The organism is Nocardia thraciensis (assembly GCF_054782435.1).
Window position 1 is genome coordinate 346289 of sequence record NZ_BAAGSM010000023.1, and the last position, 13315, is coordinate 359603.

A 13315-nucleotide genomic window follows, 5' to 3' on the forward strand; every position below is an offset into this window, starting at 1 on the left:
CATTATCGCTGCTTCCACGACCGGTAGGCCCGTAGTCGGTCGGGCGATACCGTGACGTCGAGCGTCGGGGCGTCGGGATCGCCGTCGCCGAGGGCGGCGACCAGGCGGTGGGCCGGGACGTTGCGGCCGGTGTCGTGTGCCGTGAGGCGCACGCGGTCGCGGCCCAGGTCGTCGGCTCGGTCGGCGAGCCAGGCCAGCAGCCGCTCCTCGACGCCGCGACCCAGCGCGCGGCAGCTCAGGTGCCAGCCCAGCACCCGCAGCGCGTCCGCCTCGGCGCGCACGGCCAGCACGGCGATCTGGCCGTAGTCCCCGAACCGGTCGCGGGCCGTGGCCGTCCACACCTCGCCGTCGCGGCGCCACCGTTCGAGTTCTCCCGCGGCGACCGCGTGCAGCGCGAACTGGTTGGTGCGGCGGATGAGCTGGGCCGAGCGCTCCGCGGTCTCCTCGGTCAGCTCCGCGACATCCACCCGAAGTTCCAGCCGCGCGAGGAATTCCGCGAACTCCGTGCTGTCGCGAACCGCCTCGCGATCACGTTCCTGGTCGTAGAACCGCGACCGGGCGGCATCCTCGGCGGTGACCGCCAGCGGCACGACCGGCCACAGCCGCTGCAGGAATCCGTCCAGCTCGTCGGCCCCTGGGCAGGTGAGGCTCAGCACCTCGGGCAATTCGGCACGGACGCGGGCGATTTCGACAGGATTGTCGTCGAGGAACACGAAACTGTCGATCCCGAGCCGCAATTCGCGCGCGGCCTCGGTCAGACGCTCCGTCTTGGGCCGCCATCCGGTCGAGATCATACTGAAGTGCTCCGCCCGCAGGATGGCGTCGGGGCGATTCAGCACCGCGCGCACGGTGGCGTCGTCGTTGTTGCTGACCAGGACCAGCAGCGCACCCGCCGACCGCCACTGCGACAGTCGCCGGGCCAGGCGGGCCCGCGGCCCCGTGAGGTCGACGGCCTCCGCGCCGACCTCGCCCGCCACCCCGCTCCACAGTGTCTCGTCACCGTCCACCGCGATCACCTTCGGCGCGGGGGCGCTCGCGGCGGCGACGATATCGGCCAGCGTAAGTGCCACCGCCGCTTGGAATTCCGGCGTGAACGGCAGATGCGCGAGCGCCTCGGTGCGTTCGTCGAATCGATCCTCGACCGGATGGCGCCGAGCCCACCGGTCCGCCTCGACCACGGCGACGCCGGGAAGTTCGCGCAGGTCATCGGCCACCTGCCGCTCCCACCGCACGAACCGCTCCTCGACGGTGTGCGACGGGAGGAAGCCGATGATCAGCGGCCGCCGGGTCCGCTCGGTCAGCGACCGCACCGCCGCCGGGTACCCCGCGGCGAGTTCCGCGAGCACGTCGTCGGTAACCGGCCCGAACCGTTCCAAGTCCGCGCCGCGCAACAGGACCACCCCGAGACCCGTGGACGACGCCGCGAAGACGCCGGACGGATCCCGCAGGGCCGTCAGCACGTGATGGTACGGCGCCTCGGCGACCGGAATCCCTTCCAGCGCAAGCCCGCACAGCTGCGGCAGTGAGCCCAGCGCGAATGTCGCGCCCAACGCCACGGCCGGGGAGGGCGCGGGCGGCTGCGGCCGGACGGGCCGGTCGGGACTCTCGGCAATCTCGGCGAGCAGGCCGAGGTACTCCGCCCCGAGTTCGGCGCAGGCGTCCTCGTCGAGGATGTCGCGGTTGAAGATCACCCCGATCCGGCCCAGATCCGCCATCACCGTCACCATCAGGTCCAGGTCGGTGCTCCCGCTGGCGGCGGGCACCGCCTCCAGACGGTCGAAGCCCCGGCCGGAGCGCAGGAAATTGAAGTAGACCTCGACCATCGGCGCGTTGTCCCGATACAGTCCCTCGGCCGCGAGCAACGCCAGCGCATCGGAGAACCCGGTGCCGTGGGTGAGCAGCCTGCGCAGTCGGGAACCGGTGCGCCGCAGCACCTCCGCCACCGGCTCGCCCGCATCGACCGTCGCCGGATACGGCATCGGGACACCGAAGTATCCGACGGCATCCGGTGCGTCGCCGTAGATCCGGGTATCGACGGGGACGGCGAGCACGAATTTTTCGAGGCTCCGGCGGCGAGCCAGCAGCACAGTGAGGACGCCGAGAAAGAACGCGGCCGGGGTGATGTCCAACTCCCGCGCTCGCTCCGACACCCGGTCCAGCAGCCCGTCGGGCAGATCCAGTGCGAGCGTTCCGGACCGGTAGGACCGCGCCGCCGGGCGGGCTTCGGGCGGCACCAGATCGATCCGGCCGCAACCGCTGAATTCCGCACGCCAATCGGCATTTCCGGTCTCGGCGGCCCGCCGCTCCTGAGCGGTGACGAGGTCGTCGATATCGCGATTCGAGGCGGCCGCCGCCGCGGGCCGACCCGACAGCTCGGCATCGAGTTCGCCCGCCACCAGCAGCATCGATGCGATATCGGACACGCTGTGATGCGCACCGAAGATCAAAGCCTTTGCGCCGGAGTCGGTTTCGAGCAGCTCGAACCGCCACAGCCGGTCCGTGGCCAGATCGAACGCCGGCTCCAGCAGGACCCGCAGCCGCTCGGCCACCGTGTCGTCGCTCAGATCCGCGACGCGGTCCACGCGCAGCAGCGGGCCCGCGGGTGCTCGCCGCACTTCCAGGCTGCGGCCGTATTCGGCGCTCGGCACGATGGCGGTGCGCATGGCCGCGTGCCGACCGGCCAGCCGGTCCAGCGTCGCTTCCAGTTCCGGCGCCGTGAGCTCGGCATCGAGCCGGACCGCCATGGCGACGGTGTGCGCCGCCGCCGGAACCCCGTGCTGGGCACTGCGAATCAGCCGCATGACGTCACGCGGCGCCGGCCACGATTCGACCTCGGGCACCTCCGCGTCCTCAGCGCGCACGATCGCCGGGACTTCTCCGTCCGCCACGGCGGCCACCAGGTAGCGCGCGAGCGCCAGCGGAGTCGGGTTGTCGAAGATCGCGGACACCGCGACGACGGCGCCGGTGCTGTCACGCAATCGATTTCGCAACTCCACGACGGTCAGCGAGTCGAAGCCGAAGTTCTGCAGGGACTGTTCGGCGCCGATATCCGCCGACTGCGCGTGCCCCAGCACCGCGGCCATCTGTTCGCGAACCACGTCCAGGGCCAGGGCTACGGCCGCATCCTCGGGCAATCCGGCGACGCGCGCGGCGAACCGCGGCGCGGCGGCCGGATCGGCGGCCGCGGCGACCGCGGCCCGCCGGGGCGCCGCCTTGACCAGGCCGCGCAACAGCGGCGGCACGACCCCGTCGAATACTGCGGTATCGATCCGCACCGGGACGAGAACCGGTTCCGAGAGCCCGATCGCGGTGTCGAACAACGTCATTCCATCGCCCGGCGCGAGGGCCTCCACTCCCGCGCGGCGGATCCGGTCCCGGTCGCTGCCCGAGACCGAGTCGGACAGGCCGATGGCCCACATGCCCCACGCGAGGGAGTGTGCGGGCAGGCCCCGCGCCACCCGGTGCGCGGCCAGGCCGTCCAGGAAGGCGTTCGCCGCCGCGTAGTTCGCCTGCCCCGGCGAGCCGATCACGCCGGACACCGAGGAGAACAGGACGAACAGCGACAGGTCCAGGTGCGCGGTCGCCTCGTGCAGATGCAGCGCGGCATCGACCTTCGGGGCGAGCACCGCATCCAGGCGGTCCGGGGTGAGCGAACCGACGGTCCCGTCGTCTATCACGCCCGCCGCGTGGACCACACCGGTCAGCGCCGTATCGGAGACCAGCTCCCGCACGCTCTCGGCGTCGGCCAGATCACACTGCGCGACAACCACTTCGGCGCCCAGGGCGGTCAGCTCCGCGACCAGTTCGCCCGCACCGGGGGTGTCCAGCCCGCGGCGACCGGCGAGCAGCAGCCGCCCGACCTTGTGCTCGCTCGCCAGGTGTCGCGCGACGACTCGGCCTATCGCACCGAACGCGCCGGTCACCAGCACCGAGCCGCCCGCCAGCGCGGGGCGCTCCGGCTCGGCGCCGGGCTCTCGGACCAGTCGGGCCGCATGGGTCCGGTCGCCGCGGATCACCACCTGCGGTTCGCCGACAGCGACGGCGGCCACGATATCCAGCGGACCGTCGGTGTCCACCAGCACTATTCGACCCGGGTTCTCCGTTTGCGCCGATCGCACCAGACCCCACACGGCCGCACCGGCCAGATCCGCCACGTCCTCGCCGGGGAGGGCAACGGCATGCCTGGTGTGCACCAGAAGAATTGTCCCGCTGTGCTTTTCGTCGGCAAGCCAGTCCTGCAGCGTCGCGAGCATCTCCCGGGTGGCGGAATGCACGGCCTCGGCCGTGGCTCCGGGCGGGCTCTCCACCACGGTGACCGGCGAGCCCTCCGGCACGACCGGCGCCTGGACGGGCCGCCATTCCACCCGGTACAGGTCCCGCCGCGCACCGGAAAGCCCGACCGTGAGCTGCTCGGCGGGAATCGGACGAGCATAGACCGACGCGGCCGAGATCACCTGCTGCCCAGCGGGGTCCGCCGCGACGAGGGCCGCGCCGCCGGACTCGGATCGACGCAGCCGCACCCGCAGCGACGTGGCGCCGACCGCCGAAACGGTCACATCGTTCCACGCCAGCGGCAGCAGCACCTGATCGCTGTCGTCGTCGACGATCAGCGCGGCGTGCAGCGCGGCGTCGAGCAGCGCCGGATGCAGGCCGAAACCGCCCGCGTCGCAACCGGCGGGCAGCCCGATATCGGCGAACAGTTCGTCGCCGCGCCGCCAAACCGAACGCAACCCCTGGAAGGCCGGGCCGTAACCGTAGCCGCGCGCGGCCAACCGCGCATAGGCGCCGTCCAGGTCGACCGGGGTGGCATCGCCGGGCGGCCAGGCGCCGAACTCTTCCGGCGGAATCGTCGGCGCACCGCTCGTCAGCACCCCGTGGGCGTGCTGGCGCCACGCACCGCCGTCGCGGCCGAGCCGGGAGTAGATCGTCACCGGCCGCTCACCGTCGGCCTCGGTGCCGACGACGACCTGCACCTGCACCGCACCCCGCCGGGGAATGATCAAGGGCGCCTGCAGGATCAGCTCGCGCACCGTGCCGCAACCGGTTTCGTCGCCCGCACGCACCGCCAGCTCGACCAGCCCGGCGCCGGGGAACACGATCACGTCGGAGACGGTGTGGTCGGCAAGCCACGGCTGGGTCTGCACCGACAGCGAGCCGATCAGCGTCACCGCATCCGATTCGGGCCGCGGCACCACCGCGGTCACGAACGGGTGGCCGGACGAATCCCATTCCGCCACACCGGTGTCCGCGGCGGTCGGCTGCAGCCAGTGGCGAGAGCGCTGGAAGGCATAGGTCGGCAGATCGACGCGCCGCCCGCCATAACCCGCGTAGAAGCCCGCCCAGTCGACCGTCCCGCCCGCCGCGTGCAATCGGGCGGCCGAGGTCAGCATGCGGCGCAGTCCCCCGTCCTCCCGCAGCAACGTCGCGCCGATGTAGACGTCGGCGAAGGGGTCGACGGCGTCCACGGTCTCCTGAATGCCGGTGGTCAGCAGCGGATGGACCCCCACCTCCACGAACGACCGGTACCCGGCCCGGTAGGCGGCGCGTACCGCATCCTCGAACAGGACGGCGTCGCGGACGTTGTGCCACCAGTAGTCCGCGTCGAGTGCGCTGGTGTCGAGCAACTCGCCGCGCACGGTGGAGAAGAACGCGACGGGGGCGGCGGACGGGGCGGTATCGGCGAACGCCTCGTCCAAGCGGTCCCGCACGGCCTCGACGTGGTGCGAATGCGACGAATAGTCGACCGCGATGCGGCGCGCCCACGTGCCGTCGGCCTCGCACTGCGCCAGCAGTTCCTCGATATCCGCCCGGTCGCCGGAGACGACCGTCGAGGCGGGGCCGTTGATCGCCCCGACCTCGATGCGCCCGTGCCACTGCGCGATTCGCTCGCGCACCGCCGCCGCGGGGCTCGCCAGCGTCGCCATCGCCCCCGAGCCCGCGAGGGCGGCCAGGGCCCGGCCGCGCCGCGCGACCAGCCGCGCCGCCTCGCGCAGCGTGAGCGCACCGGCCACGCAGGCGGCGGCGATCTCGGCCTGCGAATGCCCGATCACCGCGGCCGGACGCACGCCGAGCGATTCCCAGAGACGGGTCAGCGAGACCGCCACCGCGAACAGCACCGGCTGCACCACGTCCAGCCGGTCCGGTTCGGGCGCGCCCTCGACACCGCGCAGCACGTCGATCAGCGACCAGTCGACGAATTCGCCCAGTACGTCGGCGCATTCGTGCAGCCTGTCCGCGAAAGCCGGTGCGGTGTCCAGCAATTCCAGTGCCATACCGGGCCATTGCGAACCGTTACCGGCGAAGACGAACACCGTCTCGCCGCTGCCGGTGCGGTGCCCGCGCACGACATCGGCGGACGGTGCGCCCGCCGCCAGCGACCGCAGCCCGGCCAGCAGCCGGTCGCGGTCGTCGCCGAGCACGACGGCGCGCGCGTCGAAGGTGGATCGGGTCGCCGACAGCGACCAGCCGACATCCACCGGATCCAGGTCCGGATGACGCTCGAGGTGCTCGAGGAGCCTGCGCGCTTGGGCGGCCACCGCTTCGGAAGTCGTGCCCGACAGCGCGAGTGGCAGCAGGGCGGGCCGCTCACCCGCCGCCGCGTCCCCGTCGACGACGGGCATCGCGTCGAGGGCCGGCGGTTGTTCGAGAATCACGTGGACATTGGTGCCGCTGATCCCGAACGACGACACGCCCGCGCGGCGCGGATGACCGTTCACCGGCCACTTGCGCGCGGCGGTCAGCAGTTCCACCGCACCGGCCGACCAATCCACGTGTGTAGTGGGGGCATCCACGTGCAGCGTCGCGGGCAGCACCTCGTTCCGCATCGCCGCGACCATCTTGACGACACCGCCGACCCCCGAAGCGGCCTGGGTGTGACCGAGATTGGACTTCAGCGAGCCCAGCCACAGCGGGCGATCGGCCGGGCGGTCCTGCCCGTAGGTGGCCAGCAGGGCCTGCGCCTCGATGGGGTCGCCGAGCGTGGTGCCGGTGCCGTGCGCCTCCACCACATCCACTTCGGCGGCCGCGACGCCCGCGTTGGCCAGCGCCCGGGCGATCACGCGTCGCTGCGACGGTCCGTTCGGCGCCGACAGGCCGTTGCTCGCGCCGTCCTGGTTCACCGCCGACCCGCGCACGACCGCGAGCACCGGATGCCCGTTGCGGACGGCGTCGGAAAGACGTTCCAGCACAACGACGGCCGCGCCCTCGGAGAAGCCGGTGCCGTCGGCGGCCTCGGCGAACGCCTTGATCCGCCCGTCGGGCGCGAGCCCGCGCTGACGCGAGAACCCGACGAACACGCTGGGGGTCGACATCACGGTCACACCGCCCGCCACCGCCAGCGTGCACTCCCCGGCCCGCAGCGCCTGCGCGCCCAGATGGAGCGCGACCAGCGACGACGAGCACGCGGTGTCCACCGACACCGCGGGGCCCTGCAACCCGAGCGTGTAGGCCACCCGCCCGGAAACCACACTGGTGGTGATGCTTTCGCCGAGATAGGCCTCGGCGCCGTCGGGCACCCGGCCGTGCAGCCGGGCCGCGTAGTCGGTGTAGGAGACCCCGGCGTAGACACCGGTCGAACTCCCCTTCAACGTCCTGGGGTCGATTCCCGCCCGCTCCAGGGCTTCCCACGTCACCTCGAGCATCAGCCGCTGCTGCGGGTCCATGGCCGCCGCCTCACGGGGGCTGATCCGGAAGAAGTTCGCGTCGAAATCGGCTGCGGCGTGCAGGAATCCGCCGGAGCGGGTGTAGGTCCGGCCCGGCGCGTCCGGATCCGGGTCGAACAGTTCGTCCAGATTCCAGCCGCGGTCGTCGGGGAACGGCGACTGCACGTCGCGGCCCTCGGCGACGACCTCCCACAGGTCCTCCATCGACTCCACGCCGCCCGGATACCGGCAGCCGATGCCCACGATGACCACGGGGTCGGCGGCGGGATCCGCTGTGGGCTCGGCGCTTTCGGGGGCGTCCGCGACCTGCGAGGGCGCCAGTATCGAGACGAGATGGTCGGCCAGGTCCTGCGGCGTCGGGTAGTCGAAGACGGTGGTGGCCGGGAGCTTCAGACCGGTCAGCTGACGCAGGCGATTACGGAGTTCGACGGCTCCCAGCGAGTCGAAACCCAGGTCCCGGAAGGTCGATTCGGGTTCGAGGGCGTGACCGCCGTCGTGGCCGAGCACCTCCGCGGCGTAGGCGCGGATCGTCGAGAGCAGCAGTGCGCGCCTATCGTTCTCGGGCAGCCCGGCCAGGCGGGCGACGATCTGCGGCCGCTCCGTGCCGCGCACCGGCCCGGCGTGCGCGCGGGTGAGGATGGCGGGCAACCGCGACTCGGGCACCTCGCGGACCACCAGCGAATCCAGCTGTGCCACGGGATTTCCCGCCTCGTCCGACAGAGCGACGCGCACGCGGCCCTCACCGGTCCGGCCCAGCCGCACCCGCAGCGCCGACGATCCGGCGGCGTACAGCGATACACCGGACCAGGAGAAGGGGAACAGCACCCGGCCCTCCCGCGCCGCCAGGCCCGCGAAGCCCGCGGCGTGCAGCGCCGCGTCGGCGAGCGCCGGGTGCAGGCCGTAGCGCCCGGCGTCGCGGCGCACCGGTTCCGGTGCGACGACCTCGGCGAAGATGTCGTCACCGCGCCGCCACGCCGACCGCAGCCCGCGGAAGGCCGGGCCGAATATGTATCCGCGCGCAGCGAGTTCGCGGTACAGCTCCTCCAGGTCGAGCGCCTCGGCGGCGACCGGCGGCCAGTCGGTCGGTGCGGGCAGCACCGAAACCTGTTGCGGCACAGCGGACAAGGTGCCCTCGGCATGAGTCACCCAGGGCGCGGCGGCATCGGAGTCCGGCCGGGAGAGAATCGAGATGCCGCGCTCCCCGGAGGCGTCGGGCCCACCGACCGCCACGTGCACCGCGAGCCCGCCGGAGGCCGGTATCACCACCGGGGCGCTCTGGACCAGCTCGCCGATCCCGGCACAGCCGACCTCGCGCGCCGCGCGCAGGGCGAGTTCGACCAGACCCGCACCGGGCAGCAGGACCCAGGTGCCACCGGCCGAGACGCCGTGGTCGGACAGCCACGGGCAGTTGGCCTGGGACAGGTGCCCGGCCAGCAGAACGCCGCCGGAATTGTGCTGCGGCACCACCGCGTCCAGGATCGGATGGTCCACATCCCGCAGTCCCAGGTGAGTCATGGTCGAGACCGCGTCGACCCGGCCGCCACCCGGCTGCATCCGTTCCCAATCCAGCGCGTAGCCACCGGCATACAGCTGCGCCAGGCCCTCGTGCAGGCAGGTCGGTCCGTGCTCGCCGCGCCGCAGCGACCCGGCCGCGACGATCTCGTGCCCGGCGTCCTCGGCAATGGCGTCGAGGGCGGCCACCAGCGAGGGGTGCATGCCCATTTCGACGAAGTACCGGAAGCCGTCCGCCAGCATCGCCTCGGCGGTCTCGGCGAAACGGACGGTATCGCGCAGGTTGTCGTACCAGTACTCGGCGTCCGGAATCCGTTCTCCGACAGGCGCGCCGAGAACGGTGGAGTACCAGGGCAGGTGACTCGGCCGCGGTGCCAGTTCGGCGAGGTCGGCGAGCAGGCGCTCGCGGATCGGCTCCACCTGTCGGCAATGCGACGGACGGCGGATCGCGAGCCGCCGCGTGAACACATCCTCGCGCTCGAGCTCGTCCAGCAGTGCCAGCAGCGGCTCCGGCTCACCGGACACCACCGTCGCGCGGCCGCTGTTGACCGCCGCCACCGAGACCCGGCCGTCCAGCGCCGCCAAGCGCTGCTCGATCTGGTCGCGGGGCAGCCCGATCACCGCCATGAGTCCGGTGCCGTCGTTGTCGGCCATGGCCCGGCTCCGCAGCGCCACCACGGCGGCGGCATCGGACAGGCTCAGCGCACCGGCGATGTGCGCCGCCGCGATCTCGCCCTGGCTGTGCCCGATCACGGCATCGGGCTCGACGCCCCGATCGCGCCACACCGCGGCGAGCGACACCATGACCGCGAACAGCACCGGCTGCACGATCTCCTCGCGATCGAGCAGCTGTTCCAGCGACGGCGCCCCGGCCTCGCCGCGCAGCACCGCCGCGGCGGACCAGTCGGTCAGCGGGCGCAGCGCGGCGTCGCACCGCTCGAACTGCGCACGGAATACCGGGGATTCGTCGAGCAGGTCGCGGGCCATGCCCACCCATTGCGCGCCCTGGCCGGGAAAGACGAACGCCAGCTTGCCCCGCACCGCGGCCGCCGGGGACGACACCAGCCCGGCCGCGGGCTGCTCGTCGGCAAGGCCATGCAATCCGGTGATCAGCCCGCCGCGATCGCGGGCCACCACGGCCGCACGGTATTCCGCGTGTGGACGGCGCGCCAGCGATCGCGCGAGCGCGGGCAGGTCCGACCTGCGATCCGCCGCGAGGGTGCGGGCCAGCCCGGCCGCCACCTCGCGCAGCGCGGCGGGAGTCCGCGCGGACAGCGGGTAGACGACCGGCTCGCGGCCGCCCGCGGGTTCCGACGGCTCGAGCCAGTAGCGCTTGCGCTGAAACGCGTAGGTGGGCAGGTCGATTCGGCTCGCACCCGTCCCCTCGAAGAAGCTCGCCGGGTCCCGGATCAGCGCCGCCCACGCCGTCTCCTCGGAACCCCACCGGACCTCGGTGTCGGAACCTGTTGCCAGCGCCCGCAATTCGCGCAGAATATGTTCCCGATCCGGCCCTGCCACGACCGTCCACTCGTCGAGCAGCGCACGACCGGTCGCCAGGGACCAGGCAACGTCGAGGATGTCCAGTTCCGGGCGCGCCTGCACGTACTCCAGCAGCCGAGCCGCCTGCGCCACCACCGCGGCGCGGGTCGCGCCGGACAGCACCCACGGCACCGACTCCAGCGTCCGCGTCCGCTCCGGCGCCTCCACGCCGACCGCGGCGGCCTGCTCGAGAATGACGTGCGCGTTGGTGCCGCTGATGCCGAACGACGACACCGCCGCCCGGCGCGGGCGGCCGTTCGCGGCCCACTCCCGCGGCTCCCCGAGCAGCCGCACCGCACCGGCCGCCCAGTCCACGCGGCTGCTCGGTGCGTCCACGTGCAGGGTCGCGGGCAGTACGCCGCGCCGCATCGCCTCGATCATCTTGATCACGCCCGCGACGCCCGAAGCGCCCTGGGTGTGACCGATATTCGACTTCACCGAGCCCAGCCACAGCGGATCATCGGCCGGACGCTGCCGCCCGTAGGTGGCCAGCAGCGCCTGCGCCTCGATCGGGTCGCCCAGGGCGGTGCCGGTGCCGTGCGCCTCCACCGCGTCGACGTCGCCCGCGCCGAGCCCCGCATGGGCCAGCGCCTGCGCGATCACGCGCTGCTGCGCGGGGCCGTTGGGTGCGGACAGCCCGTTGCTCGCGCCGTCCTGATTCACCGCCGAGCCCGCGAGCACGGCCAGCGGTCGGTGCCCGTTGCGGATCGCGTCCGAGCGGCGCTCCAGGATCACGACGCCGACGCCCTCGCCCCAGCCGGTGCCGTCGGCGCCGTCGGCGAAGGCCTTGCAGCGGCCGTCCGCGGAAAGCGCTCGCTGACGGGAGAATTCGATGAACACGTGCGGAGACGACATGACGGTCACACCGGCGGCGACCGCCATCGAGCATTCCCCGGCCCGCAGCGCCTGCGCCGCGAGATGCATCGCGACCAGCGACGACGAGCACGCGGTATCCACGGTCACGGCGGGCCCCTGCAGACCCAGCGAATAGGCGACCCGCCCCGAGATGACACTGCCGCCGTTGCCGGTGCCCAGGTACCCCTCGGCCTCGGACGGCACCCGGCCCTCCAGGCGGGACAGGTAGTCCTGGTACAGCACGCCCGCGTACACGCCGGTTTGGGTGTCACGCAACGATTTCGGGTCTATCCCGGCGCGTTCCAGCGCCTCCCAGGACACCTCGAGCAGCAAACGCTGCTGCGGATCCATGGCGGCCGCCTCGCGCGGGCCGATCCGGAACAGCCCGGCGTCGAAATCGGCTACCCCGTCGATGAATGCGCCGGTCCTGGTGTAGGTGGTACCGGTGTTGTCGGGGTCGGGATGGTAGAGCGAATCCGTGTCCCAGCCGCGGTCGTCGGGAAAGTCCGACAGCACGTCGCGACGGTCCGCGAGCACCTCCCACAGGTCGTCGGGCGAGGCGATCCCGCCGCCGAATCGGCAAGCGGTGCCGACGATCACGATCGGATCGTCGTCGGCGGCGGGAGCCACGGTGACGACCGGGACGGCCGCCGACTCGCCCATCGATTCGGTCCGCAGCCGACGCGCGAGAGCGATCGGTGTCGGGTAGTCGAATACGGCGGTCGCGGGCAGCCGCACGCCCGTCGCGCGCTGCAGCCGGTTGCGGAACTCCACGGCGCCGAGTGAATCGAATCCCGCCTCCCGGAAAGCCGTCGCGGCGTCGATGGTGTGGCCGTCCTCGTGCCCGAGCACCGCCGCCGCGTGCTCCCGGATCACCGACAGCACCAGCTCCTCCTGCTCGGCCACGGAGCGTCCGGCCAGCCGGGCGGCGAAGCGCGCCGCCGCGTCGGAGGCCCCCGCGGTACGCCGCTGCCCGCGCACCAAACCGCGCAGCAGCGCGGGGATTTCGTCCAGCTCGGCCACCGCGGCGGTGTCGAACCGCGCGGGCACCAACAGCGGTCGGTCCGACCGCAGCGCGGAATCGAGCAGTGCGAGACCGTATTCCGACGACATCGCCGCGACCGCGCCGCGAGTCAGGCGGCTGCGGTCGGCGCCGTCGAGATGGCCGGTCATGCCGGTGGCACGCTCCCACCAGCCCCACGCGAGCGCCGTAGCGGGCAGTCCGCGGCCGCGGCGGTGGTGCGCCAGCGCGTCGAGGAAGGTGTTCGCGGCGGCGTAGCCGCCCTGACCCGGCGCGCCGAGCACGCCCGCCGCGGACGAGAACAGCACGAACGCCGACAGATTCAGCTCCGCCGTCAGCTCGTGCAGATGCCAGGCGGCATCGACCTTGGGGCGGAACACGGTGTCGAGGCGCTCGGCGGTGAGCCCGGCGAATACGCCGTCGTCGAGCACCCCGGCCGCGTGCACCACCGCGGTCAGCGGGTGTTCGGCCGCGATCGTGGCGAGCACCGCCGCCAGCGCGTCCCGGTCCGCCGCATCGCACGCCTCGATCCGGACGTCGGCGCCCGCCGCCCGCAACTCGGCCGCGAGCGCGTCGGCGCCGTCAGCATTCGCGCCGCGCCGACCGAGCAGCAGCAGATGCCGAATTCCGTGCTCGGACACCAGATGACGGGCGACGAGCCCGCCGAGCACCCCGGTGCCACCGGTCAGCAGGACCGTGCCGTCGGGGTCCCAGGGGGCGGTCTGCC

1 protein-coding gene and 1 pseudogene are annotated in these 13315 nt (G+C 72.7%); both read right to left on the bottom strand.

From position 1 onward, the window contains the following. Positions 1–2: 2 nt before the first annotated feature. A complete protein-coding gene (locus ACYVLQ_RS15310; RefSeq protein WP_460698268.1) occupies positions 3–5390 on the bottom strand; it encodes an HAD-IIIC family phosphatase in 5388 nt (1795 codons plus the stop codon). After that, positions 5373–13289 (bottom strand): annotated as a pseudogene (locus tag ACYVLQ_RS15315) (SDR family NAD(P)-dependent oxidoreductase); the annotation flags it as partial. The gene ACYVLQ_RS15310 and the pseudogene ACYVLQ_RS15315, both read right to left, overlap by 18 nt. Between the last annotated feature and the right edge of the window lie 26 nt (positions 13290–13315).

What these genes read in the sequence shown, in the direction of transcription:
- ACYVLQ_RS15310 (WP_460698268.1), bottom strand. Translation starts at nt 5,390, where the DNA reads ATGCTGACCTCGGCCGCCCGATTGCACGCGGCGGGCGGGACGGTCGAC.